The following is a 24,818-nucleotide window of genomic DNA, read 5'->3' as shown; positions in this document are numbered from 1 at the left end:
CCGGGTTACCCACGGATTCAAGCCTGCGTTCGGCCAGCGTGGTTAACGGGGCCTGTCAGATCAAAAGCAAGATCAAAAGCAGAGCACGGCGGCCTGACAGCCGACCTGAGTGGTAGAAGCAAAAGCAGAACAACACATCTCTATCTGATGCACTGAGCTCCAAATGTGGGAGCGGGCTTGCCCGCGAATGCGGTGGGTCAGCTACACATTAGTTGACTGATCCACCGCCTTCGCGAGCAAGCCCGCTCCCACAATTTCACCGAGTGCAGCCCGCCAGCACCGCACTGGTTTGCTTTTCTGTGGGAGCTGGCTTGCCTGCGATGCAGACAACTCGGTGTATCAGGCATAACCAGTTGATGCCATCGCAGGCAAGCCAGCTCCCACATTCGATTGAGTTCAGCTTCGAGGATCAGGTCGGCTGTCAGGCCGCCTCGCTTCCGCTTTTGATCTAACCACTCAGGTCGGCTACTAGGCCGCCGTGCTCTGCTTTTGACCTTGATCTGCTTTTGACGTTGATCTTAGGCGCCCCGTTAAACCACGCTGGCCTCGCGCAGGCTTGAATCCGTGGGTAACCCGGCAGGACGCCGGGTTAGCCGCGTTGGGCCATGGATGGCCCGTCGCGGCGGCCCACGGATTCAAGTCTGCGTGAGGGCACACCGAGCCTAGGCGAGGTGCCGAGTGGTGGGGCAAGAGCCTTTTGGTTACTTTTGGGCTCTTTTCAAAAGTGACCCGCTGTAAGAGCGGAACCAATACCCGCCATCACCCAAATAACGGATATACACCCAGCGACCCCGCGCCAACCACCGTCCAAACAGCATGGGTAAATACACCGCACACCCAGGGCCTACTTGGGATACAGCGGCGGCAAGCTGGTGGTATCCGTCGCCGGGTCTTGCTCTCGCTCGGCAACCGGGATGGCCTTGACCGCACGCCAAAGGTCTTCACCCAACCAGAAATGACCACTTTCGCTGTAGAGCGCGCCATTCAACCCGTCCAGCGCATCCGACAACGGCACAAACCGCGCCGCCATGTCGGCCAAGGTCTCCGGCTGTTGCCGCGCCCAGGCATCCAGCGCCTGACGCGTGGCCTGTGGGTCGTTGGCCTGGGTGGCGCGCTTGAGGTCGTCGAGCAGTGAGCGCGGGCTCGGGCCCGTCTGAGCGGCCCGTTGCACGGCCGGTTGCCGACGCGCACGCCACCACAGGCCGAAGCCCAGCAGCGTGGTGCAGGCAAAGATCAATGTGCTGAGCTGCCACAGCCACAGGCGGTCATCGTCTGGTGCGGTGATCACGGTCGGCGTGGCGGGCGTGTCGACCACCAGGCTCGGGTTGGTCGCCACCTGCAGCGTGCGGGCAGGCAGGCTGGTGCGTTCGAGGTGGTCTTCGTGGGTGTTCCACCACACCACCTCGACGGCAGGCAGTTCGATGGCGCCGGCGCGGGTCGGCACCAGGGCTTCGCGGTCTTCGCGGCTGCCGGTCAGGCCGTGGTCGTTGTTCTGATTGCCCAGCACCGGCTGGTCGGGGTAGCGGCGCAGGCCATTGATGTCGGTACTGGGCAGGGCCGGCAGCTGCGCGCTGGACAACCCTTCGGCCTTGACCGTGAGGCTGCGCGTCAGCGAGTCGCCGACTTGCACGTGCTCAGGCTCTGGGTTCCAGGCTTGCGTCAGGCTGAGGCTGCGGGCCGGTATCCACGGCGCGTCGGCCGGGTACAGCGTCGGCTTGGGTTTGACCGTCAGCGCAATTTCGGCTGAGCTGACGTGAATCAGCTTGCCCGGCTTGGTGCCCTGCAGCGTGTTTTCCTGCGGCGGGCGCGATTCCACCAGCGTGGCGCTGAAGGTCTGCCCTGGAATCACCAAGGCGCCGCTGTGTTGCGGGTAGATCGCATAGCGGGTTTCGATCACGCCATGGCGAATGCTGTTAATGACTTTTTCATAGGTGCGCGACTCGCCCAATTGCTCGATGCGCGCATCGGGAATCTGCAGCGGCGTGAGGCTGCTGTCGTCATACAGCGACACCGAGTGGTACACGCGCACGGTCAGCAGCGCCTGGGCCTGGACGTATACGCTGCTCTGGTCGAGGTTGGCCTCGATGAACACCGGGGCCAGTTCGGCGCTGGTGTTCTGGCTCGCGGTTTCGACCACTTGCAGGCTGATCGGCTGGGTCTTGAGCTCGCCCACTTGCAGCGGCGGAATCACCACGGTGCCGTTTTCCTTGGGCAGCAGGGTGATGATCCAGCGCGTGGTGGCGTGATTGTCGCCGCCCAGGGTGGTCAGTTGGTTGATCTGGCGGGTGCCGCTGACTTCAAACTGCGCATCCAGCGGCGCCAGGTCCGGCTTGCCGAATTGGGTGACGTCGCTGGACTCGACCGTCAGCTCCACCGTTTCCCCGGAATTGAGGCGGTTGCGGTCGACGCTGGCGACCAGGTTTGCCGCCTGGGCGTGGCCTGCCGTAAACGCGAGCAGGAGCAGAAGGGTGGTGCGGCGGCTCATCGAGTCTTGTCCTGATGTTGTTGCTGTTCGTACCAGAATTTGCGCCGCAGCAGTTCGCCGGGGTTGTCCGGGATCTCCCGCAGCCATTGCTCCAGGGCCTGGCGATGTTCGCCGTCGATGTTGGCATCGGCGGGGCGCAGCGGCGGGGTGGTGGTGTGTTCATCACCCAGTTCGCTGCCCGGTACGTCGTTGCCGCCAGCTTTGGGCGTGCCGCCGGTCTGGGTATCGCCGGTGCCGGCCTCGCCCTGACCTTGGGGCGATTGTTCGCCACCCGTGGCACTTTGCCCGCTGGTGCCCGGTTGCGCAGTTTGGCCGGGTTGGGTGGTTTCGTCATCTTCCTTTTTTGCCGGCTTGGCGGGCTCGGGCTGGGCCTTTTCCTGAATCAGGGTTTCGACCAGCGCTTTGTTTTTCAACGCCGGTTGCAGGTCAGGTTGGGCTTCCAGCGCCTGTTCGTAGGCATCAATCGCGGCTTCCAGTTCGCCGGACTTGGCCAGGGCATTGCCGCGGTTGTAGTGGGAATAGGCGTCATTGCTCAGCGCAAAACGCTTGATCGCCTCGGCGTAATTTCCCGCCTCGTACAAGGCAACGCCCTGCCATTGCGGGTTTTCGAAGTGTTCGGCGGCTTCGGCCGGGCGTTTTTTCTTCAGCAGGTACTGGCCCTGTTGGTCGGGACGCAGCCACAGGTCCTGGAAATCGAAGGCATAGCTGGGCTGCGGCGCGCCCATTAACAGCAACGGCAGGCAGAACAGCCAGCCGCGGCGCCCGGCGCAGGCCGCGAGCAGCAACAGTGGCAGCAGCAGCCAATAACCCTGGTCGGCCCAGGCATCGAGGTGCAGCAGTTGGCCGTCGTTGCGCAGGTTCTGCGGGCCATCGAGCAAGTTGAGTTGGCGCAGGTCCTTGTCGTCCAGGCGCGCGGCGCGGTAGCGGCCGCCCATTTCGCTGGCAAACGCCTTGAGGGTCGGGCTGTCGAGGCGCGGCACCAGAATCGCGCCCTGGTCGTCCTTGAGGAACTCGCCGCTTTCCTGGGTCACCGGCGTGCCTTCACGGCTGCCGATGCCGAGGATCGACAAGCTCGGCGCCTGGGCCCCTTGCAGTTGCAGCCGAATGCCTTGGCGCTCCTGCTTGGACAGCGATGAGCCCACCAACAACAGGCGCCCCTGGCCCAGACCGCCTTGCTTGAGCAAGCCCAGGGCCTTCTCCACGGCGAGGTCGGCGCGATGGCCGGGCTCGGGCATGATCGAGGGGCGCAGGGCTTCGAGCAGGTTGCGGCTGGTGGCCAAGTCATCCGACAGCGGCACCAGCGTGTGGGCGCTGCCGGCATACACGACGATGGCAGTCGGTGCATCGGCGCGTGCCTGCAGCAAGTCATACAGCTTGCGCCGAGCTTGTTCGAGGCGATTGGGCGGGCTGTCGGTGGCGAGCATTTCCGGGGTCAATTCCAGCAGCACCACCAGCGGGTCGGCGGGTTTCTGGCTGGACTGTTCAACCCGTTGCCAGCTGGGGCCGAGCAACGCCAACACGGCCAACAGCCAGGCGATGCCCAGCACCACCCACGGCGATTTGCTCTCGCGGCCATTGCCGCCACTGAGCAGCACAGCATGAAACGCCGGCGGCAAGATGATCTGCCAGCGCCCGGCGCGCTTTTGCCGATGCCACAGCTGCCACAGCAGCCAGCCGAGCAACGGCAACAGCACTACACACCAAGGGCGGAACCAGTGCGGCCAGAGGTCGATCATCGACGCCTCCGCAAACGCAGGCGTTTGAGGCGCTGGCGCCATTCTGGGTGCTGTTGTAGGAAATTGCCCTTGGTCGAGAGTTTATGCAAGGCGCGTTGCAGCGCGTTGTTGGGCCAGCGTTCCTGGATCACCAGCAACAGGCTCAGAACCAGCGCAAGGGCCAACGGCGCGCTGTACAGCGCCAGGGCCGGACGTGCCTGGGTCGGTTGCTGGGCAACGGGCTCAAGCTGGTCGAGGGTTTGCTTGATCTTGAGCAACTCGTCGCCGTCGCGGGCGCGGAAATAGCGGCCACCGGTGGCGTCGGCGATGGCCTTCAACGCGGGTTCGTCGAGGTCCAGGCTCGGGTTGACACCCAGAATGCCCAGGGAACCGGTTTGCGCCGGATCGGCGCCGATGCCGATCGGGTAAATCTTCACGCCTTCTTCAGCGGCCAGGCGCGCGGCGGTCAGCGGATCGATCTGCCCGGCGTTATTGGCGCCGTCGGTGACCAGAATCAGCACGCGGCTTTGCGCCGGGCGCTGGCGCAGGCGTTTCAGGGCCAGACCGATCGCGTCGCCGATGGCGGTGTTCTTGCCGGCGATGCCGATGCGCGCTTCGTCGAGCCAGGCGCGCACGGTACGCCGGTCAAAGGTCAGCGGCGCTTGCAGGTAGGCCTGGCTGCCAAACAGGATCAGGCCGACGCGGTCGCCTTCACGGCTTTCAAGGAAGTCGCCGAGCAAGTGTTGCACCAGGCTCAAGCGGCTGACGTCCTCCTCCTGCCAGTGCATGTCGGGGAAGTCCATCGAACCGGACACGTCCACCGCCACCAGCAGGTCGCGGCCGCTGGCGGCAATCGGCAGCGGCTCGCCGAGCCATTCCGGGCGCGCGGCAGCGGTCAACAGCAGCAACCACATCACCACAAAGGGCGCCTGTTGGCGCCAGCCGGGCAGGTTGACGCGTGCGCGACGGCGGGCCAGGCCTTCGAGGTCGGCGAGGTAGCTGACCTTTAACGCCGGCTCACCGCTGTCGGCCACCGGCAAGACCAGCCGCATCAACCAGGGCAATGGCAACAGGGCGAAGATCCACGGCCAGGCGAACTCAAACATGTTTTCGAATCCAGGTGTCGACGGCTTGGGTCAGGCCGGCGATGGCCTTGTCGTCGAGTTTGCATTCGGGTTTGTAAGCGCCTTCCACCAGCACCATCCAGCGCGTGAGGCCGGCAGCCGGGCAGCGGTTGTCGAGGAACGCCAGCCATTTGCGGCCATTGAGGGTGTGGCTCTGGCTGTAAGGGTAATCGTTGCGGCACAGGCGCTTGAGCAGGCCGTTGAGTTGCTGCAGCCAGGCACCGGCGGGCGCGCCGTCGTAGGGTTTGGGCATCAACGCCAGCTCGGCGAGGGCGGCGATGCGCAGTGGGTCCAGCGGTTGTTCGGCGCGGGCCACCGGGCGGCGCTTGGGCAGCAAACGGCGCAGCGACCACAGCCCCCAGCCGAGCAGCGGAATCACCAGCAGCAACAGCCACCACCCTGGCGCAGGCGGCCAGAAACCGATCGCCGGCGGGGCAATCAAGGGTTGCAGTTGGTCGAGGCTGCTCATTGCTTTTTAACCGGGCGTTGCGGGTTGAGGTATTCGCGCAGTTGCTCGACCATTTCGCTTTGCGTGCTCAACGGCATCAGCAAAATTCGCAGCTTTTGCGCCAGCAGCTCCCAACGCGCGATGAGGGCTTCGGCCTGGGCTTTGTAGGCCTGGCGCAAATCGAAGTTCAGCGTGTCGAGTTCCAGTTGTGCGCCTCGCTCGGCAAAACGTAAGAGCCCGGCGGCGGGCAGGGCGTGGTCCAGCGGGTCTGAAATCGGCAACAGCAGCAGGTCGCAGTGCCGAGACAGCAGGCTGAGTTGTTGCTCGGCGCCTTCGGTCAGCGCGCGCTCGTCGCAGATCACGATCACCAGGCTGCCTGGGCGCAGCACTTCGCGGCCACGGCGCAGCGCCATGCCCAGCGCGTCGGCTTCGGGGCGGCTCTCGGTGTTCAGGCTCTGGTTGACGCGCACCAGGCGGTTGAGCAGTTGCAGCAGGCTTTGTTTGCTGCGCCGGGGTTTGATTTCGTAGTGTTCGTTGTCGCCAAACACCAGCCCGCCGACGCGGTCGTTATGCCCCAGCGCTGCCCAGCCAATCAGGCTGGCGGCTTGCGCGGCGAGCACTGACTTGAACATCTGGCCAGAGCCGAAAAACAGCCGGCAACTTTGCTCAACCATGATGAAAATCGGACGTTCGCGCTCTTCGTGGAACAGTTTGGTGTGCGGCTCCTGGGTGCGCGCCGTGACGCGCCAGTCGATGGTGCGCACGTCGTCGCCGGCCTGGTACACGCGCACCTGGTCGAAGTCGACGCCACGCCCACGCAGTTTGGAATGGTGCAGGCCGATCAGCGGGCTGCGCTGGCTCGGCGTGGAAAACAGCTGCACTTCGCGCACGCGGTGGCGCATCTCAATCAATTCGCTGAGTGTGACGCGGATGCCATCGCTTGCATTCATGGGGTTCAAGCGACGGCAACGACGTCGAGGATGCGTTGCACCACACGGTCCTGGTCGATGCCGGCCGCTTCCGCTTCGAACGACAGGATGATGCGATGGCGCAGCACGTCGAACAGCACCGCCTGGATGTCTTCCGGGCTCACAAAGTCGCGCCCGGCCAGCCAGGCGTGGGCTCGCGCGCAGCGGTCCAGGGCGATGGAACCACGCGGGCTGGCGCCGTAGGCGATCCACTCGGCCATCTCCGCGTCGAACTTGGCCGGGGTGCGGGTGGCCATGACCAGCTGCACCAGGTATTCCTCCACCGCGTCGGCCATGTACAGGCCGAGGATTTCCTTGCGCGCCGCGAAGATCGCCTGCTGGCTGACGCGGCGCTCGGGTTTGGTTTCACCGTTGAGGGCTTCGCCGCGGGCTTGTTGCAGGATGCGCCGTTCGACGGCGGCGTCCGGGAAGCCGATCTTGACGTGCATCAGGAAACGGTCGAGCTGGGCTTCGGGCAGCGGATAGGTGCCTTCCTGCTCGATGGGGTTTTGTGTGGCCATTACCAGAAACAGCGGCGAGAGGTCATACGTGCTGCGGCCCACGCTGACCTGGCGCTCGGCCATGGCTTCGAGCAATGCCGACTGCACCTTGGCCGGCGCGCGGTTGATTTCGTCGGCCAGCACCAGGTTGTGGAAAATCGGTCCCTGCTGGAACACGAAACTGCCGGTTTCCGGACGATAGATCTCGGTGCCCGTGATGTCGGCGGGCAGCAGGTCGGGGGTGAACTGGATACGATGGAACTGCGCTTCGATGCCTTCAGCCAACTCTTTGATGGCCTTGGTCTTGGCCAGGCCCGGTGCGCCTTCGACCAGCATGTGGCCGTCGGCCAGCAGGGCGATCAGCAGGCGATCAATGAGTTTTTCCTGGCCGAGAATCTGCGTAGAAAGAAAAGTTCGCAGCGCGAGCAGCGCTTCACGATGTTCCATCGATGACGGTTCCTGGAGAGATTGACCGGGCGTTGATAAAAAGCGCCGGGCCTGGGGCGCTTACTTTAATGCATCGAGGGGGGTGGCGACTAACGGCGTGACGGGTATTTTTGGCAAATCTTGTAGGAAATTTGTATGGGAACAGGGTCAATGTGGGAGGGGGCTTGCCCCCGATAGCGGTGGATCAGTTTTCACATCTGCGACTGAGCGACTGCTATCGGGGGCGAGCCCCCTCCCACATTTGATCGTTGGTGCAGCTTAGATTCGGGTGAACGTACCAGTGCCCTTAAGAATGTTCTGCAAGGTTTCCTCAACTTCAGCCAAATCCGACGCGGCGGTGCTGTGGAGAATTTCCAGCTGATCCTTGCCCCCCAGCGCATCGGCATCGCCGGCGGCCAGTTCAATCAGCAATGTCGTGTCGCTCAAGGTGGCTTTCAGGCCATCCAGGGTCGACGGCTCGTAATCCCAGGTCAGTTCGACTTCCTCTTCATCCGGGTACCGGGTGAGCATGAACATCTCGCCGTTTTTACCGTGGCAGCAGAGCATGGCCATGTTGTCTTCTTCGTCGTCGCACGGGGTGGCCATCAGTGCGTCAGTGTTCAGTTGCAGCATGGGAAATCCTGTCTGGGGGAGGGCGCAGCGCGCCAATTGTGCCATTGCGGCGAATTTTGTGCTGCATCGTGTGTCAGACGCAGTGCATGACCTGACGGGCAATACCAGTCACTTTCGGTACTCGCGAGCTTGAAAACAGGCGGTTTTTCCTCGGAAAAATCCGGGTTGCTCAAGTCGCAACCCCAAGCCTGCGTACCGATGACCGAATATGTCGCAGCGTCGCAAGCAGCTGTCTTCCTACACTCGTTAAGCTGCGCAACGGATGTGCCCTGTGCCGGGAGTCTGACCTGCCCGTCGTACCGTCGCCCTGCACGGTGTACATCTTATGGAAGTTGTATGTGACCTCATTGTCTTGTCCAGCTTCACCCACCTGTCACTCTGAATTCGTTACTGTAGACCGCGAACAGAGCTGACGGTCTCCCCGCAAGGGGATAACACGCGACGCTTCCATCAATAACAAGCCCAAGCGGAGTACCACAGATGGCGTTCTTCACCGCAGCCAGCAAGGCCGACTTCCAGCATCAACTGCAAGCGGCACTGGCGCAGCACATCAGTGAACAGGCACTGCCACAAGTGGCGCTGTTTGCTGAACAATTTTTCGGCATCATTTCCCTGGACGAACTGACCCAACGTCGCCTTTCCGACCTGGCCGGTTGCACCTTGTCTGCCTGGCGCCTGCTTGAGCGCTTTGATCACACCCAACCGCAGGTGCGGGTCTACAACCCCGATTACGAACGTCATGGCTGGCAATCGACGCACACCGCGGTCGAAGTGCTGCACCATGACTTGCCCTTCCTGGTCGACTCGGTGCGTACCGAGCTGAACCGTCGTGGCTACAGCATCCACACCCTGCAAACCACCGTGCTCAGCGTGCGCCGTGGCAACAAGGGCGAGTTGCTGGAAATCCTGCCTAAAGGCACCCACGGCGAAGGCATTCAGCAAGAATCGCTGATGTACCTGGAAATCGACCGCTGCGCCAATGCCGCCGAACTCAACGTGCTGAGCAAAGAGCTTGAGCAGGTACTGGGCGAAGTGCGCGTGGCCGTGGCTGATTTCGAACCGATGAAAGCCAAGGTCCAGGACCTGCTGGCCGGTATCGACGCCAGCCAGTTCAGCATCGACGGCGAAGAAAAAGCCGAGATCAAGAACTTCCTCGAATGGCTGGTGGGCAACCACTTCACCTTCCTGGGCTATGAAGAGTTCGTGGTACGTGACGAGGCGGACGGCGGGCATATCGAATATGACGCCAATTCCTTCCTCGGTCTGACCAAGCTGCTGCGCGCCGGCCTCACCGCCGAAGACCTGCGCATCGAAGACTACGCCGTGGCCTACCTGAACGAGCCGGTTGTGCTGTCGTTCGCCAAGGCCGCGCACCCAAGCCGCGTGCATCGCCCGGCTTACCCGGACTACGTGTCGATCCGCGAGATCGACGCTGACGGCAAGGTCATCAAGGAACACCGCTTCATGGGCCTCTACACCTCCTCGGTGTACGGCGAAAGCGTGCGAGTGATTCCGTACATCCGCCGCAAGGTCGCGGAAATCGAACGCCGTTCAGGTTTCCAACCCAAGGCTCACCTGGGCAAAGAGCTTGCTCAAGTGGTTGAAGTGCTGCCGCGTGACGACCTGTTCCAGACCCCGGTCGACGAGCTGTTCAGCACCGTGATGTCGATCGTGCAGATCCAGGAACGCAACAAGATCCGCGTGTTCCTGCGCAAAGACCCGTACGGTCGTTTCTGCTACTGCCTGGCCTACGTGCCGCGCGACATCTATTCCACCGAAGTGCGCCAGAAGATCCAGCAAGTGCTGATGGATCGCCTGAAAGCCTCGGACTGCGAATTCTGGACCTTCTTCTCTGAATCGGTATTGGCCCGTGTCCAGCTGATTCTGCGGGTTGACCCCAAGAACCGCCTGGACATCGACCCGCTGCAACTGGAAAAAGAAGTGGTGCAGGCCTGCCGCAGCTGGCAGGACGACTACTCGAGCCTTGTGGTCGAAAGCTTCGGCGAAGCCCAGGGCACCAACGTGCTGGCGGACTTCCCGAAAGGCTTCCCGGCCGGCTACCGCGAGCGTTTTGCCGCGCATTCGGCCGTGGTCGACATGCAACACCTGAACAGCCTGACCGAAGCCAACCCGCTGGTGATGAGCTTCTACCAGCCGCTGGGCCAGGTTTCCGGCCAGCGCGAGCTGCATTGCAAGCTCTACCACGCGGATACGCCGCTGGCACTGTCCGACGTGCTGCCGATCCTGGAAAACCTCGGCCTGCGCGTGCTGGGTGAATTCCCGTACCGCCTGCGCCATGCCAATGGCCGCGAGTTCTGGATTCACGATTTCGCCTTCATCGCCGCCGAAGGCGTGAACCTCGATATCCAGCAGCTCAACGACACCCTGCAGGACGCGTTCGTGCACATCGTGCATGGCGATGCCGAAAACGATGCGTTCAACCGCCTGGTACTGACTGCCGGCCTGCCATGGCGCGACGTGGCGCTGCTGCGTGCCTATGCGCGTTACTTGAAGCAGATCCGCCTGGGCTTTGACCTGGGTTACATCGCCAGCACCCTGAACAACCACACCGACATCGCCCGCGAGTTGACCCGGTTGTTCAAGACCCGCTTCTACCTGGCGCGCAAGCTCACCGCCGATGACCTGGAAGACAAGCAGCAACGCCTGGAACAAGCGATCCTCACCGCCCTGGACGACGTTCAGGTGCTCAACGAAGACCGCATCCTGCGTCGCTACCTGGACCTGATCAAGGCCACCCTGCGGACCAACTTCTACCAGACCGACGCCAACGGCCAGAACAAGTCGTACTTCAGCTTCAAGTTCGACCCGCGCGCGATTCCTGAGCTGCCCAAGCCGGTGCCGAAGTTTGAAATCTTCGTGTACTCGCCGCGTGTTGAAGGCGTGCACCTGCGCTTTGGCAACGTGGCGCGTGGCGGCCTGCGCTGGTCCGACCGTGAAGAAGACTTCCGTACCGAAGTGCTCGGCCTGGTAAAAGCCCAGCAAGTGAAAAACTCGGTGATCGTGCCCGTGGGCGCGAAGGGCGGCTTCCTGCCGCGTCGCCTGCCATTGGGCGGCACCCGCGACGAAATCGCGGCCGAGGGCATCGCCTGCTACCGCATCTTCATCTCGGGCCTGTTGGACATCACCGACAACCTCAAAGACGGCGCCCTGGTGCCGCCGGCCAACGTCGTGCGTCATGACGACGATGACCCGTACCTGGTCGTGGCAGCGGACAAGGGCACTGCAACCTTCTCCGACATCGCCAACGGCATCGCCATCGACTACGGCTTCTGGCTGGGCGACGCGTTCGCTTCCGGCGGTTCGGCCGGTTACGACCACAAGAAAATGGGCATCACCGCCAAGGGCGCGTGGGTGGGTGTGCAGCGTCACTTCCGTGAGCGCGGCATCAACGTGCAGGAAGACAGCATCACGGTGGTCGGCGTCGGCGACATGGCCGGTGACGTGTTCGGTAACGGCTTGCTGATGTCCGACAAGCTGCAACTGGTCGCGGCCTTCAACCACCTGCACATCTTCATCGATCCAAACCCGAACCCGGCGACCAGCTTCGTCGAGCGCAAGCGTTTGTTCGAGCTGCCGCGTTCTGCCTGGACCGACTACGACACCAGCATCATGTCCGAAGGCGGCGGTATCTTCTCGCGCAGCGCGAAAAGCATTGCCATCTCGCCACAGATGAAAGAGCGCTTTGACATCCAGGCCGACAAGCTGACCCCGACCGAGCTGCTGAACGCCTTGCTCAAGGCGCCGGTAGACCTGCTGTGGAACGGCGGCATCGGCACTTACGTCAAGGCCAGCACCGAAAGCCACGCCGACGTGGGCGACAAGGCCAACGACGCGTTGCGTGTCAACGGCAACGAGCTGCGCTGCAAGGTGGTGGGCGAGGGCGGTAACCTCGGCATGACCCAACTGGGCCGTGTGGAATTCGGCCTCAATGGCGGCGGTTCCAACACCGACTTCATCGACAACGCCGGTGGCGTGGACTGCTCCGACCACGAAGTGAACATCAAGATCCTGCTCAACGAAGTGGTGCAGGCCGGTGACATGACCGACAAGCAGCGCAACCAGCTGCTGGCGAGCATGACCGACGAAGTCGGCAACCTGGTGTTGGGCAACAACTACAAGCAGACCCAGGCCCTGTCCCTGGCTGCGCGCCGTGCCTACGAGCGTGCTGCCGAGTACAAGCGTCTGATGAGCGACCTGGAAGGCCGTGGCAAGCTGGACCGCGCCATCGAGTACCTGCCGACCGAGGAGCAGCTGACCGAGCGCGCCTCCAGCGGTAAGGGCCTGACCCGTCCGGAGCTGTCGGTGTTGATCTCCTACAGCAAGATCGACCTCAAGGAAGCCCTGCTCAAGTCGCTGGTACCGGATGACGACTATCTGACCCGTGACATGGAGACCGCGTTCCCACCGAGCCTGGTCGCCAAGTTCGGCGAAGCCATGCGTCGCCACCGCCTCAAGCGCGAGATCGTCAGCACCCAGATCGCCAACGACCTGGTCAACCACATGGGCATCACCTTCGTGCAGCGACTCAAAGAGTCGACCGGCATGAGCCCGGCGAACGTGGCCGGTGCCTACGTGATCGTGCGTGACATTTTCCATCTCCCGCACTGGTTCCGTCAGATCGAAGCCCTGGACCACCAGGTTTCCGCTGACGTGCAACTGGAGCTGATGGATGAGCTGATGCGCCTGGGTCGCCGTGCCACGCGCTGGTTCCTGCGCAGCCGTCGCAACGAGCAGGACGCTGGCCGTGACACCGCGCACTTCGGTCCGCACCTGGCAGCGCTGGGCCTCAAGCTCGACGAACTGCTGGAAGGCCCGACCCGCGAAGGCTGGCAGAACCGCTACCAGGCCTACACCGAAGCGGGTGTGCCAGAGTTGTTGGCGCGCATGGTTGCAGGCACGACTCACCTGTACACCCTGCTGCCGATCATCGAAGCCGCCGACGTGACCGGGCATGACGCCGCCGAAGTGGCCAAGGCCTACTTCGCCGTCGGCAGCGCCCTGGACTTGCCATGGTACTTGCAGCAGATCAGCGATCTGCCGGTGGCCAACAACTGGCAGGCCGCGGCCCGCGAAGCCTTCCGCGATGACGTGGACTGGCAGCAACGCGCGATCACCATCTCTGTTCTGCAAATGGCCGACGCGCCACACGACATGGAAGCTCGTGTGGCCCTGTGGCTTGAGCAGCATCAGGACATGGCTGATCGCTGGCGCGCCATGATGGTGGAAATTCGTGCTGCGGTCGGCACGGACTACGCCATGTATGCAGTCGCCAACCGTGAACTGCTGGACCTGGCGTTGAGCGGTCAGTCGGTGCTGCAATCGGCTTGATCCTGCGGTAAAACAAAAGCCCCCGTATCGTGAGATGCGGGGGCTTTTTGTTTCGCCACGATTGACCAGACACCCTTGGCCACGTGTGGGAGCTGGCTTGCCTGCGATGGCGGTCTTTGAGTGAAAGATGTGCGAACTGACCCACCGCTATCGCAGGCAAGCCAGCTCCCACAATTGGAACTTTGTACGATTGATCTACTTAAAGGTGGCCGGTAAGGCTAATTCTGCGCATTGGACCTGGCATGGTTAAATGGGGGCTGTGCTCAACACAATCAGATCAAGCGAGGGTGTATGCGACTTTGTATTTTCTCGGGTTCAAGCGCGGGCCGATTGCCGGTGTATGCGCAAATGGCGGCTCAATTGGGTGAGGCGCTGGCCAAGGCGGGTATCGGCCTGGTCTACGGTGGCGCCTCGGTCGGCTTGATGGGGGCGGTGGCTGACGCCGCGCTGGCCCATGGCGGTGAAGTGATCGGGGTAATGCCAGAGTTTCTGGCCGAAAAAGAACTGGCGCACACCGGCCTCAAAGACTTGCGCATCGTCAGCTCCATGCACGAGCGCAAAGCGCTGATGGCCGAGCTTTCCGACGGCTTTATCGCGTTGCCCGGCGGCCTCGGTACGTTTGAAGAGTTGTTTGAGGTGTGGACCTGGGCGCAACTCGGCCAGCACACGAAACCTTGCGCTCTGCTGAACATCAACGGCTTTTACGACGGCCTGGCCACGTTTCTCGATTCGGTTGTCAGTGAGGCGTTTCTAAAACCCGTGCACCGCAACATGCTGATCGTGGAACCGAACGTCGAGCGTTTGCTGACTGCCGTGTTGAGTTATCAGGCGCCCAATGTGCCCAAGTGGATCACGCGAGAAGACACCTGATGCCACAGGCAACCGACGCGGTGGCGAGCGTCAGTTGAGCGTGAGCAGTTTCGCCTCCAGATGATCCAGATGCTGGGTCATCAGGCCGATCGCGCGGTTCACATCGCGTTGTTCCAGCGCATCCACAATCGCCACATGCTCCTGCCACGCGCAGTACGTGCAGGCGTGTGCCTCGTATTGGGCAATGATCAATGAGGTCAACGGCACCAGGCTGTTGAGGAACTGCGCCAGGGGCGCGTTGTGTGCCATCGCGGCCAATTGCAGGTGGAACTCCCCGGACAGGCGAATCGCCGTGGCGCGCTGGTCGCGGTCAATACAGTCACGTTCACCGGCGATCAACTCACGTAACTGCCGAATGTGCGCGGGCGTGGCCTGGGCACAGGCCAGCTGCACCACGGTAACTTCCGTCATTCGCCGCGCTTCCAGAATCTGCCGCGTCTGCTGGGCGTCTGGCGCAGCCACTTGGGCGCGCTGATTGGGGCGCAGGATGATCACTTGCTGATGGGACAGTTTGGCCAGTACGCGTCGAATCACGCTGCGGCTCACACCAAAGGTTTCGCCCAGGCCTTCTTCGGTAAACCGGCTGGCGGGCGCGATGCGCTGTTCGAGGATGGCATCGAACAAGCGCGGGTAGATGTCGTCCACCGAGGGCTTTTTACCGGCCACAAGGCGCAGGGCCGGAAGAATGGGATCGCGTTGCAGCGCGTGGGCGGTCATGGCCGGTCTCCAAAAATTCAGCTGCCCAGATGGTCGTCCGGGATGTTCAAGCGAATGCCCATGCGCAGGCCTTCCTGGAGGATGTGCCGACGCATCTCGGCACTGGCCAGTGCGCTGTTCTTGTTGCGGATGGCGCGCACCACGGCTTCGTTCTCTTGCAGACGCTCGGCAAGATGTTCCGGCGAGTTGCGCAAGACTTGCGCGCTCAGCTTGAGGGCGTTGCTGGTTTGCTGCACCACGTTCTGGAAGATCGGGTTGGACGTCAGCGCGAACAGTTCTTCGTGAAAGCCAATGTAGGCGTTCATCCCGGCTTCGGCGTCACCGGCATCCAGGGCTTCGCGCATGTCCATCAAGGTCAGGCGCAGTTGGCCGACCTCCTTGCTGCTGATGGATTGGGCGACCAGGCCGACGATGAAGGGCTCGAGGGTGTAGCGCAGTTGCAGGATATCTTCGAGGCTGGCGTCGGCCACGGCGTCGCTGGCCTGCGGTTCGCTGACGCTGTTTTCCAATACCACCACGCCCTTGCCGGGCATCGAGCGCACCAGGCCAAGGGTCTCCAGCACGATGACCGCTTCGCGCAGGCTCGGGCGGCTGATGCCCATCTGTTCGGCCAGCTCACGCTGGCCGGGCAGCATTTCTCCACGCCGCCACTGGCCACGCTTGAGTGCGGCGCGCAGTTTTTCTACGACTGAATTGACGACGGTTGAGGTGCTGATCACGTCTACGTCTCCTTGGATGTTTCCAATAGGGTCACGATTCCAGTGGGAGCTGGCTTGCCTGCGATGACTGACTGTCAGTCAACATCGTTATGGCTGACCCACCGCTATCGCAGGCAAGCCAGCTCCCACAGTTGGATCGCGTTGCTAGAACTCCTGATGCGCCGGCAGCACTGGCTTCTTGGCCTGGAAGGCATAGCCTTGCTGACCGTCGAGCACCTTGTTGGCGCGTTGGATATCGATGTCTTTTTCCCAGCGAGCAATGGCCACCGTGGCGACGCAGTTGCCGATCAGGTTGGTCAATGCACGGCCAATACCCATGAACCAGTCGACCGCCAACACCAGCACCAGCCCGACCACCGGGATCGCCGGAATAGCGGTGAGGGTCGCCGCCAGAATCACCAGTGCCGAGCCCGGAATCCCATGGGCGCCCTTGGAGGTAATCAGCGACACCAGCAGGATGGTCAGCAAGTCGGTCATCGACAGCGGCGTGCCGGTGGCGTTGGCGATGAACACGATGGCCAGGGTCAGGTAGATCGAGAAGCCGTCGAGGTTGAACGAATAGCCCGTCGGAATCACCAGGCCTACGGTCGAGCTGCCAATACCCAGGTGCTCGAGTTTGCGCATGATCTGCGGCAGTACCGCATCGGAGGAGGCGGTGCCCATCACGATCAGCAGTTCTTCGCGCAGGTACTTGAGCAGCGGCAACATGCGCAGGCCGGACACGCGCATCACCAGGCCAAGCACCACCGCGACAAAGACAAAGCAGGTCAGGTAGAACAACCCTACCAGGCTACCCAGGTGTTGCAGCGAATCCAGGCCGTAGGTGCTGGTGGTGAACGCAATGGCGCCGAACACGCCGATCGGCGCCAGGCGCACGATCATGCCCATGATGCGGAAGATCACGTGGCTCAGCTCGTTGATCAACCGCGAGATGCCGGAAGCGGCTTCGCCCACCAGGTTCAGCGCACTGCCGAACAGCACCGAGAACAGCAACACTTGCAGCACGTTGTTGTCGGCGAAGGCGCCGATTACCGAGTTGGGGATCAGGTCCATCAGGAACTGGCTGGTGCCGCGGATGTGCTGGCCTTTGTCGGCCAGTTCATTCAGACCGGCGGAGGACAGCTGCTCAAGGTGGATATTGGCGCCGGTGCCGATGCCGGTGCTGAACGCCATGATCAGGCCGATCACCAGTGCGACGGTGGTCAGCACTTCAAAATAGATCACTGACTTGAGGCCGATGCGTCCGACCTTCTTCAAGTCGCCGGCACCGGAAATACCGCTGACCACCACGCAGAATACGATCAGGCCAATCAGCATTTTGATCAGCTTGATAAAGCCGTCACCCAGGGGTTTGAGTTGCGAGGAGAATTCGGGAAGGGCCAGGCCGCAGATAATGCCCAGCATCAGGCCAATCACGACTTGCAGGAAAATCGAACGCGAGCACCATCTGAGCATGGGAGGGATCTCTATTCGGTGCCCTGGTGGTTCCAGGGCTTAATTTTTGTGGTCTTACCGGTAAGTCCAGTGCCCGGCCAGTCTACGCCGGGTTTTTTTGAAATCACAAGTAAATAATCGGCGGTTGACAGTTCCCGGTCTGACCAGTTGGTCGGCAAGCGTGATACTTGAGCGGTTGGCGGGCTGGAAAAAAATTCGCTTATCATCGCGGCTTGATTCGCGAGGTGATTGATGGACGCACCAGGACTGACCACGGACGCCACAGGGCAGACCCATTGCACCTGGCGCACGGCGGCGCCGGAATACCCGCGCTATCACGACCACGAGTGGGGCGTGCCGGTGGCGGATGATATTCAACTGTACGAGAAGATTTGCCTGGAAGGCTTTCAGGCCGGCATGGCGTGGATCACCATCCTGCGCAAGCGCGAGCAGTTTCGGGCAGCTCTCGAGGGCTTTGATTTTCGCCGCGTGGCGCAGTACGGCGAGGCGGATATCGACCGCCTGATGAAAGACCCCGGCATCGTGCGCAATCGGGCCAAGATCGTCTCCACCCTCAACAACGCGCGCAGGGCGTGCGAACTGGTGGATGAAACCGGCTCGTTGGCCCATTGGATATGGGCGTTCGAGCCAGCCGAGGAGGAGCGCCCGGCCGTGGTGGACATGGCTTACTGGACCGGCAACCCAACGTCGCCGGCGTCGGTGCGCTTATCCAAAGCCTTGAAAAAACGCGGCTGGACCTTTGTCGGCCCCACCACCATGTATGCGTTGATGCAGGCGATGGGCATGGTCAATGATCACCTGGAAGGCTGCGCTTGCCGACCGCAGATCGAAGACCTTCGCCGACAATTCAAACGCCCCTGAATCCTCGGATCAAACACCCTTCAAACTGTGGGAGCTGGCTTGCCTGCGAGGGGGGTGAGTCAGCCAACACATCTGTTTCTGATGTACCGCTATCGCAGGCAAGCCAGCTCCCACAATTCAGTTTTGTGGTGTGGCTGGTTACTGCGGCAGCGGCGTCAACACCTCAGCCTTGTCATCCAGCACCATCACCACCAGCAGCTTGGCCGGCTGGGTCTGGCTGGCGTTGCTTGATTCGAAGTGCCGCGAGCCGGCCGCTTCATAGAACGACTCACCGACCTTGTAGGTAATCGCCTTTTCATCGTTGACCCGCGAGGTGATCTCACCCTCCAGCACATACGCCACGGCAGTGCCGGTGTGGCTGTGCGGCACGGTGGCCTGGCCGGGGCGTAATCGACGGTGAGCATGATGGTTTTCTTGCCGGGCACATTGGTCAAGGCGTGTTCCTGCAGCACCTTGATGGATTCCTGGTTGTAAACCGGCTCGTGGGCGAGGGCGCTGAGCGAGGCGAGCATCAGGGTGGCAGCGAGCAGTCGTTTCATGATGAGGTTTCCGAGAAGTTCGAGACCTCTTCACCCTACGCCGCCGAGTGCACCTGACCAATGACCAATGCGCGGGAAAACCCGCTAGCCAATCTGCTGCAGAATATCGCGCAGCCGGTCCAGCGCCGGGTCGATGTCGAGCAATTCGATGGCGCCGAAGCCGATGATCAACCCTTGGCGCACAGGGGTGTCATGGAAGAACACATCCACCGGGTACACGCCCACTTCCACGCGCCGCGCCAGTTCCATCAGCAACGGGATATCCACCGGCACCTTGCACAGCGCCGCCATGTGAAATCCCGCCACGCTGGGCACCGCTTCAAACCAGGGCGCCAAGTCGCCTGCCAGGCGCTGCAGGATGCGTTCGCGGCGCCCGGCGTACACCGTGTGGCAGCGGCGAATGTGCTTGAGCAAGTAGCCTTCGCTGATGAACTTGGCCAGTGCCCATTGCGGCAGCGTGGAGCTGTGCTGGTCGGTCAGTTGCTTGGCCTTGAGCACCGCGCCGTAAATGGCCGGCGGCAGCACCGCATAGCCCAGGCGCAACTCCGGCAGCAGGGTTTTCGAGAAGGTCCCGACGTACGTGACCACGCCACGGCTGTCCATGCTTTGCAGGGAATCGGTGGGGCGGCCTTCGTAGCGAAATTCGCTGTCGTAGTCGTCTTCAATGATGATCGCGCCCAGCTCGAACGCGCGCGCCAGCAAGGCTTCGCGGCGCGCCAGGCTCATGGGCATGCCCAAAGGGAATTGGTGGGACGGAGTCACGTAGATCAGCCGTGTGCCGTCCGGGATCAGGTCGACCTGAATGCCTTGGGCGTCGACCGGCACGCCGGCAACGTGGGCGCCCATGGCCATGAACAACTGGCGCGCGGGGCTGTAGCCGGGGTCTTCCATGGCGACCGTGGTGCCCGGTTCGAGGACCACGCGGGCGATCAGGTCCAGCGCCTGCTGCGCGCCATTGGTGACCACGATGTCGTCGGCGCGGCATTTCACCCCGCGTGAAAACGCGACGTGCCCGGCGATAGCCTCGCGCAGCGCGGGCAAACCTTCCGGTTGACTGTAAAAGCCGCTGTCTCGGGCGATACGCCGCAGCGCATCCTGGGTACAGCGCCGCCATTCATCCTGGGGGAACTGATTGCGGGTGGTGGCGCCTCCGATAAATTCATAGCGCAGTGTGCTGTCGCGCGTGGGATGGCGCATGGGCGAGGGCAGCGCCGCCCATTTGCCCAGGTTGGCGGCACAAGCCAGGTCGGCGGCGGTTTGCACGCGCTCGGTTTGCACGGTATGGGCGTTGACGAAAGTGCCGCGGCCGGTCTTGCCCACCAGCAGGCCTTCGTATGTCAGGGTGGCGTAGGTGTCGGACACGGTTTTGCGCGACACGCCGATTTGCTTGGCCAACAAGCGGCTGGGCGGCAGTTGCGCGCCGACCGCCAGGCGTCCGGACGCAATGGCTTCACGCAACTGCCGGTACAGCTGTTCGGCCAGGTCTTTGCGGCCGTTGATCACCACGTGCAGTTCCATGTTTCATCCCAAGGCATTCACTCTGGGCCAAGACTACTCGCTCGCGCAGCGCGCTCAAAATGGTCTGCGCATAAACCGCCCGATTGGCTATAGGGCTTATGGAACGCGGGCTCTAGGCTAGCGCACACTGACTTGCCCGCCCGAGAGCCGCCCATGGAACGCCGTCTGGATTACTACACCGCCTCACCGCAAGCGCTTAAAGGCATGTTGATGCTGGAGGCGGCGACCTTTGAACTGTCCATCGAAAAACCGCTGCTGGAGTTGATCAAGATCCGCGTCTCGCAGCTCAACCACTGCGGGTTTTGCACCGACATGCATTCGATGGCAGCGCGCCAGCGTGGTGAGAGTGAGCGACGCCTGTTTGCACTGTGCGTATGGCGTGATTCGCCGTTTTTCAGCGCGCGGGAAAAGGCCGCGTTGGCCTGGAGCGAGTCGGTGGCGACGCTGCCGACATCAAGTGTCTCGGATGAACTCTACACGGCAGTGCGCGTGGAGTTCAGCGAGCAGGAATTGGTGGACCTGACCATGGCGGTGTCCAGCATCAGTGGCTGGAACCGCCTGGCGGTGAGCTTTCGCCAGCAACCGCCGAATGCATGATCAGGACAGGAAACCGCCGTCCACATTCAGTGACACGCCGGTGGTGTAGCTGGAGGCGTCGCTGGCCAGAAACAGCACCGCGCCGGCCATTTCGCTCGGGTCGGCCACGCGTTTGAGCGGGATCTGCGCCAGCGCCATTTTCAGGATCGAATCGTTCTTCACCAGCGCCGAGGCGAACTTGGTGTCGGTCAGGCCCGGCAGCAGGGCGTTGCAACGAATGCCGAACGCTGCACATTCCTTGGCGAACACTTTGGTCATGTTGATCACAGCGGCCTTGGTCACCGAGTAGATGCCCTGGAACACGCCAGGGGAAATGCCGTTGATCGACGCCACGTTGATGATGCTGCCGCCACCGTTCTCGCGCATCAGCTTGCCGGCTTCCACCGACATGAAGAAGTAGCCGCGAATGTTTACGTCCACAGTCTTCTGGAAGGCGCCGAGGTCGGTGTCCAGCACGTTGCAGAACTGCGGGTTGGTGGCGGCGTTGTTGACCAGAATATCCAGGCGGCCGAACTGTTCACGAATACCGGCAAACACCTGGGTGATCTGCTCCATTTCACCAATGTGGCAGGCCACGGCCGTGGCTTTGCCGCCGTCGGCGATGATTGCATCCGCCACGTGCTGGCAGCCTTCCAGCTTGCGGCTGGAGACGATCACGTGGGCGCCTTGCTGGGCCAGCAGCTTGGCGATGGCTTCACCGATACCGCGGCTGGCGCCGGACACAAAAGCAATCTTGCCGTCGAGGTCGAACAGGTGGGTCTTGGACATGAAGGGTTCCTTGTTCTTGCAGTCAGAGGGCTGATTTGGCGATGACGTTCAGGCTCATTTGCTCCAGCAGCGTGTTCATGTGGATGAACTGCGCAAAGCGTTTGTCCTGGGTCTGGCCGTGGAAGAAGCGGTAGTAGATCTGTTGCACGATGCCGGCCAGGCGGAACAGGCCATAGGTGTAGTAGAAGTCGAAATTGTCGATCTGGAGGCCCGAGCGCTCGGCGTAATAATCGACGAACTGGCGGCGGGTCAGCATGCCTGGGGCGTTGCTTGGCTGGCGACGCATGAGTTGCACCGGTGCCGGGTCGGCGGCTTCGATCCAGTAGGCGAGGGTGTTGCCCAAATCCATCAGCGGGTCGCCCAGGGTGGTGAGTTCCCAGTCCAGCACGCCAATGATCTGCATCGGGTTTTGCGGGTCGAGGATCACGTTGTCGAAGCGGTAGTCGTTGTGCACGATGCTGGAGGTCGGATGGTCGGCCGGCATCTTGTCGTTGAGCCAGGCGCGCACTTTCTCCCAGCTCGGGGCATCTGGGGTCAGGGCTTTCTCGTAGCGATCACTCCAGCCGCGAATCTGACGCTCTACATACCCTTCAGGCTTGCCCAGGTCAGCCAGGCCGCAGGCCGCGTAATCCACCTGGTGCAGTTCGACGAACTTGTCGATAAAGCTTTTGCACAGCGCCTCGGTCTTGGCGGCGTCCAGGCCCAGTTCGGCCGGCAGGTCGGAGCGCAGGATGATGCCGTTGACGCGCTCCATCACATAGAACTCGGCGCCGATCACCGACTCATCGGTGCAATGCACATAGGCCTTGGGGCAGTACGGGAAGCCATCTTTCAACTGGTTGAGAATGCGGTATTCGCGGCCCATGTCGTGGGCGGACTTGGCCTTGTGGCCAAAGGGCGGGCGGCGCAGCACGAATTCCCGGTCCGGGTATTCGAGCAAGTAAGTCAGGTTGGACGCGCCACCGGGGAACTGGCTGATCTTGACCGCGCCGTGCAGGCCCGCAATATGCGCCTTGAGGTAGGGATCGATGAGGCTGGCATCAAGTTCTTCGCCTGGGCGAATCTGGGTCGATTGGTCGTTAAGCGCCATGCTTATCCCTTCTGCTTATTCTAAAGGCCTTGGACTATTGGCTAATCTAATGCGCACCGCCGTCCAGCGACAAGGTCGGGGCGGCTTAATAGGTTAGCGTGTTGGACGATGATCAGCGGGCCTGATGCGCTCAAATCACCAGCATCGCCCGGCCACCGGGTTGCAGGACAGGTTGGCACCGATTTCGACTTTTGCCAGGTCAATGCCAAGGCCGGCGAGCAGGTTATTGACGATGGGATCGAGAAGCGGGCCGAGCACCCCGCCAATCACGCCCCCAAGCAATGAAAGCAAGCCATTGAGCAGGCCCGTGACCAGGCCCAGCACAGCGCCCAACAGGCTGGCGATTTTTGGCGGGTGGTTGATCAGTTGGATGCCGGTGAGTGTTTCCTTGAGGCTGCTGACGACGTTCGAGGCGGCGAATTGATAATACGCGGGGGGCAGATTGACCGCCGGCGGGTTGGTGTAGGTGTGCGCGCGTTCGGTCCGGGCCACATCGCTGTCGACGCGCACGCCCAGCCCGCCTGCCGCGAAGGCTTGCCGGTCGCCACAGACGCCGGTGCCGCGCTTGCAGGTCTTGGTACCGATATCCACCACCGGGTACTCGTCGACGTGCAGCGTTTGGGTGGATGAAAACAGGTTTTTGGGGTCAACCTGCCCAATCATCGCGTGCAGGGCCGAGGTTTCGCCAAGCACCGACAATGATTTTTTGCCACTGTCGCAACTGTAATCCGTCACCTTGGCGCTGCCACCGGCGGCCTCCAGGGCAATGTCGAGTGTGTCGCCGATCTCAAGGCTGGTGACCAGGCAACAATTGGGGTCAAGCAGCCCCAACAATCCGCTCAGTACTTCATTGAGCGCCTGCACCAGGTTTCCCAGCGCGTTATTGACCAGTGTGACGATCGGCAGCTTGACCGAAATCAAGGTGCGCACTTGCGCGGTTCGCACATAAATGGGCTGCGTGGCGATGTGCTTCGGGTCGCCGATGCTTGAGAGTTGCCCAGGCTCGATCACTTTGGTCGAGACGGTGACGCCGAGCAGCCCCAGCACATCCACCGGCAGCTCAACGGCAACGGCGCTGGCCTTGTTCGACAACTGCACAAGGCCCTGGATCAGGTTGAACAGCTGCAGTTTCACATCCAGCGCACTTTTGTCCGTGCCGTTCTGGATGTTGATCAGGTCGCCCAAGTGCAGGATTTGCGTGCCCGGCGCAATCAGCTTGATGGCTTCGAGGTTGTTGATGACGAGCGTGACCGCATCGCCACCGAGCTTGAGCACGTCGATGGCGGCCTGGACCAGTTGGCCGACGGTGGCGTCGGTCTTGAGCAACTGATCGTAATTGCCGGCGCTGACGTTCAAGCGGATCGCCAGGGCATCCAGGTACTTGAGCAAACTGATATCGGTGTTGATCAAACCGTTCCAGCCCACCGCGTCGAGCTGCAACTTGCCGCCCAGCAAGCCGCCGATCAAGGCGTTGAGGGCCACGGACTTGGTGCTGTCCACGGTCAACAAGGTGCTGCGCACGGTGAGTGACGCCACCGTTGGGGTTGGCGCGGCGGCGACCGCGGTGGCGCTCAAGAGCGTCATCATGTTGAGGGGTTGAGTCGAGAACAGCGTGAGTAAGCCATGGGCGAGGCTGGTGTGCACACGGTGGGTGGCGATGACCCGAATAGCGTCGGTTTTGGCAGGGTCGGCGCTGAAGGTGCGCATGAAGTCGGCACCGGTGGTCAGGGTGCCGCAGGCAACGGCCAGCGTGCGATTGTCGTCGACAGTGAAGTGGTTGCGCGCTGCGCTTTGAGTCGCAAACTGGGCCGCATTGTTAGTGGGCGCCGCACACGTGCCGCTGCGGCTGACCGCTTCGAGCGCCGCTGTGTCGACCACCCGCTGTAACTTGCGCTTCTCCAGGTACAAACGGCCGCTGTCGACCACCAGCAATAGAAACAACAGCGCAATCCCAAGGGTCACCGCGCCGATCAAACCGATGGCGCCGCGCTGGCGGGCCGGGCCGAGTCCATGGCCAAACATTCTGCGTTCCTTCG

The 24,818-nt window shown here is 62.1% G+C and carries 18 protein-coding genes and 1 pseudogene; 4 read left to right on the top strand and 15 right to left on the bottom strand.

Features of this window, described 5'->3' with window-relative positions:
• Positions 1–844 precede the first annotated feature (844 nt).
• From AB5I78_RS16095 to AB5I78_RS16065, 7 genes are all read right to left on the bottom strand, one after another.
• Positions 845–2,485, bottom strand: a complete 1,641-nt coding sequence (locus tag AB5I78_RS16095; RefSeq protein ID WP_369303152.1) for a BatD family protein — start codon at positions 2,483–2,485, stop codon at positions 845–847.
• A complete protein-coding gene (locus AB5I78_RS16090; protein WP_145166028.1) occupies positions 2,482–4,221 on the bottom strand; it encodes a tetratricopeptide repeat protein in 1,740 nt (579 codons plus the stop codon). Before AB5I78_RS16090 ends, AB5I78_RS16095 begins: the two co-directional genes overlap by 4 nt.
• A complete protein-coding gene (locus AB5I78_RS16085) occupies positions 4,218–5,306 on the bottom strand; it encodes a VWA domain-containing protein (RefSeq protein ID WP_369303151.1) in 1,089 nt (362 codons plus the stop codon). Before AB5I78_RS16085 ends, AB5I78_RS16090 begins: the two co-directional genes overlap by 4 nt.
• A complete protein-coding gene (locus AB5I78_RS16080) occupies positions 5,299–5,793 on the bottom strand; it encodes a DUF4381 domain-containing protein (protein ID WP_145166030.1) in 495 nt (164 codons plus the stop codon). The genes AB5I78_RS16085 and AB5I78_RS16080 overlap by 8 nt, the downstream gene beginning before the upstream one ends.
• A complete protein-coding gene (locus AB5I78_RS16075; protein WP_369303150.1) occupies positions 5,790–6,722 on the bottom strand; it encodes a DUF58 domain-containing protein in 933 nt (310 codons plus the stop codon). Before AB5I78_RS16075 ends, AB5I78_RS16080 begins: the two co-directional genes overlap by 4 nt.
• Positions 6,723–6,727: 5 nt before the next feature.
• Positions 6,728–7,687, bottom strand: a complete 960-nt coding sequence (locus AB5I78_RS16070; RefSeq protein WP_034106117.1) for a MoxR family ATPase — start codon at positions 7,685–7,687, stop codon at positions 6,728–6,730.
• 258 nt (positions 7,688–7,945) lie between these two features.
• Complete coding sequence (locus tag AB5I78_RS16065; RefSeq protein ID WP_369303149.1) at positions 7,946–8,299, bottom strand: hypothetical protein; 354 nt, start codon at positions 8,297–8,299, stop codon at positions 7,946–7,948.
• Between the two features lie 480 nt (positions 8,300–8,779).
• On the opposite strand from AB5I78_RS16065, the gene AB5I78_RS16060 reads away from it, so the two are divergent.
• The gene (locus tag AB5I78_RS16060; RefSeq protein WP_369303148.1) at positions 8,780–13,648 is read left to right on the top strand and encodes an NAD-glutamate dehydrogenase; all 4,869 of its coding nucleotides are present in this window, start codon (positions 8,780–8,782) and stop codon (positions 13,646–13,648) included.
• Between the two features lie 291 nt (positions 13,649–13,939).
• Positions 13,940–14,518 (top strand): TIGR00730 family Rossman fold protein, encoded by a 579-nt coding sequence (locus AB5I78_RS16055; RefSeq protein ID WP_369303147.1) that lies wholly within the window; start codon positions 13,940–13,942, stop codon positions 14,516–14,518.
• Between the two features lie 30 nt (positions 14,519–14,548).
• Here the strand turns inward: AB5I78_RS16055 and AB5I78_RS16050 are convergent, their stop codons facing one another.
• The 3 genes from AB5I78_RS16050 to AB5I78_RS16040 all read right to left on the bottom strand — a co-directional run bounded on the left by AB5I78_RS16050 (position 14,549) and on the right by AB5I78_RS16040 (position 17,424).
• Entirely contained in the window at positions 14,549–15,235 is a 687-nt protein-coding gene (locus AB5I78_RS16050) for a GntR family transcriptional regulator (RefSeq protein ID WP_145166034.1), read from the bottom strand.
• 17 nt (positions 15,236–15,252) lie between these two features.
• A complete protein-coding gene (locus AB5I78_RS16045; protein WP_369303146.1) occupies positions 15,253–15,954 on the bottom strand; it encodes a FadR/GntR family transcriptional regulator in 702 nt (233 codons plus the stop codon).
• Between the two features lie 144 nt (positions 15,955–16,098).
• A complete protein-coding gene (locus AB5I78_RS16040) occupies positions 16,099–17,424 on the bottom strand; it encodes a C4-dicarboxylate transporter DctA (protein WP_242198634.1) in 1,326 nt (441 codons plus the stop codon).
• Positions 17,425–17,640: 216 nt separating this feature from the next.
• On the opposite strand from AB5I78_RS16040, the gene AB5I78_RS16035 reads away from it, so the two are divergent.
• Positions 17,641–18,270 (top strand): DNA-3-methyladenine glycosylase I, encoded by a 630-nt coding sequence (locus AB5I78_RS16035; protein WP_369303145.1) that lies wholly within the window; start codon positions 17,641–17,643, stop codon positions 18,268–18,270.
• Positions 18,271–18,408: 138 nt separating this feature from the next.
• On the opposite strand, the pseudogene AB5I78_RS16030 reads toward AB5I78_RS16035, so the two are convergent.
• Both AB5I78_RS16030 and AB5I78_RS16025 read right to left on the bottom strand, forming a co-directional pair.
• A pseudogene (locus AB5I78_RS16030) lies at positions 18,409–18,809 on the bottom strand (cupin domain-containing protein).
• A gap of 84 nt (positions 18,810–18,893) precedes the next feature.
• Positions 18,894–20,327, bottom strand: a complete 1,434-nt coding sequence (locus AB5I78_RS16025; protein WP_369303144.1) for a PLP-dependent aminotransferase family protein — start codon at positions 20,325–20,327, stop codon at positions 18,894–18,896.
• 153 nt (positions 20,328–20,480) lie between these two features.
• Here AB5I78_RS16025 and AB5I78_RS16020 point away from each other — a divergent pair, with 153 nt between their 5' ends.
• The gene (locus tag AB5I78_RS16020) at positions 20,481–20,924 is read left to right on the top strand and encodes a carboxymuconolactone decarboxylase family protein (RefSeq protein ID WP_124417691.1); all 444 of its coding nucleotides are present in this window, start codon (positions 20,481–20,483) and stop codon (positions 20,922–20,924) included.
• Here AB5I78_RS16020 and AB5I78_RS16015 read toward each other — a convergent pair whose 3' ends face one another.
• The 3 genes from AB5I78_RS16015 to AB5I78_RS16005 form a co-directional block, all read right to left on the bottom strand.
• Positions 20,925–21,692 carry an SDR family oxidoreductase gene (locus tag AB5I78_RS16015; RefSeq protein ID WP_094952746.1) on the bottom strand — a complete coding sequence of 256 codons (768 nt, stop codon included), beginning with the start codon at positions 21,690–21,692 and terminating at the stop codon, positions 20,925–20,927.
• 22 nt (positions 21,693–21,714) lie between these two features.
• Positions 21,715–22,782, bottom strand: a complete 1,068-nt coding sequence (locus AB5I78_RS16010) for a phosphotransferase family protein (RefSeq protein ID WP_369303143.1) — start codon at positions 22,780–22,782, stop codon at positions 21,715–21,717.
• A gap of 135 nt (positions 22,783–22,917) precedes the next feature.
• The gene (locus AB5I78_RS16005) at positions 22,918–24,804 is read right to left on the bottom strand and encodes a pilus assembly protein TadG-related protein (protein ID WP_370002994.1); all 1,887 of its coding nucleotides are present in this window, start codon (positions 24,802–24,804) and stop codon (positions 22,918–22,920) included.
• Between the last annotated feature and the right edge of the window lie 14 nt (positions 24,805–24,818).

Origin of the sequence: Pseudomonas sp. N2-3-1-14, from assembly GCF_041228395.1 — a bacterium.
Classification (GTDB): domain Bacteria; phylum Pseudomonadota; class Gammaproteobacteria; order Pseudomonadales; family Pseudomonadaceae; genus Aquipseudomonas.
This window is presented reverse-complemented; position numbering and strand designations above follow the sequence as displayed.

What these genes read in the sequence shown, in the direction of transcription:
- AB5I78_RS16095 (WP_369303152.1), bottom strand. Translation starts at nt 2,485, where the DNA reads ATGAGCCGCCGCACCACCCTTCTGCTCCTGCTCGCGTTTACGGCAGGC.
- AB5I78_RS16090 (WP_145166028.1), bottom strand. Translation starts at nt 4,221, where the DNA reads ATGATCGACCTCTGGCCGCACTGGTTCCGCCCTTGGTGTGTAGTGCTG.
- AB5I78_RS16085 (WP_369303151.1), bottom strand. Translation starts at nt 5,306, where the DNA reads ATGTTTGAGTTCGCCTGGCCGTGGATCTTCGCCCTGTTGCCATTGCCC.
- AB5I78_RS16080 (WP_145166030.1), bottom strand. Translation starts at nt 5,793, where the DNA reads ATGAGCAGCCTCGACCAACTGCAACCCTTGATTGCCCCGCCGGCGATC.
- AB5I78_RS16075 (WP_369303150.1), bottom strand. Translation starts at nt 6,722, where the DNA reads ATGAATGCAAGCGATGGCATCCGCGTCACACTCAGCGAATTGATTGAG.
- AB5I78_RS16070 (WP_034106117.1), bottom strand. Translation starts at nt 7,687, where the DNA reads ATGGAACATCGTGAAGCGCTGCTCGCGCTGCGAACTTTTCTTTCTACG.
- AB5I78_RS16065 (WP_369303149.1), bottom strand. Translation starts at nt 8,299, where the DNA reads ATGCTGCAACTGAACACTGACGCACTGATGGCCACCCCGTGCGACGAC.
- AB5I78_RS16060 (WP_369303148.1), top strand. Translation starts at nt 8,780, where the DNA reads ATGGCGTTCTTCACCGCAGCCAGCAAGGCCGACTTCCAGCATCAACTG.
- AB5I78_RS16055 (WP_369303147.1), top strand. Translation starts at nt 13,940, where the DNA reads ATGCGACTTTGTATTTTCTCGGGTTCAAGCGCGGGCCGATTGCCGGTG.
- AB5I78_RS16050 (WP_145166034.1), bottom strand. Translation starts at nt 15,235, where the DNA reads ATGACCGCCCACGCGCTGCAACGCGATCCCATTCTTCCGGCCCTGCGC.
- AB5I78_RS16035 (WP_369303145.1), top strand. Translation starts at nt 17,641, where the DNA reads ATGGACGCACCAGGACTGACCACGGACGCCACAGGGCAGACCCATTGC.
- AB5I78_RS16025 (WP_369303144.1), bottom strand. Translation starts at nt 20,327, where the DNA reads ATGGAACTGCACGTGGTGATCAACGGCCGCAAAGACCTGGCCGAACAG.
- AB5I78_RS16020 (WP_124417691.1), top strand. Translation starts at nt 20,481, where the DNA reads ATGGAACGCCGTCTGGATTACTACACCGCCTCACCGCAAGCGCTTAAA.
- AB5I78_RS16015 (WP_094952746.1), bottom strand. Translation starts at nt 21,692, where the DNA reads ATGTCCAAGACCCACCTGTTCGACCTCGACGGCAAGATTGCTTTTGTG.
- AB5I78_RS16010 (WP_369303143.1), bottom strand. Translation starts at nt 22,782, where the DNA reads ATGGCGCTTAACGACCAATCGACCCAGATTCGCCCAGGCGAAGAACTT.
- AB5I78_RS16005 (WP_370002994.1), bottom strand. Translation starts at nt 24,804, where the DNA reads ATGTTTGGCCATGGACTCGGCCCGGCCCGCCAGCGCGGCGCCATCGGT.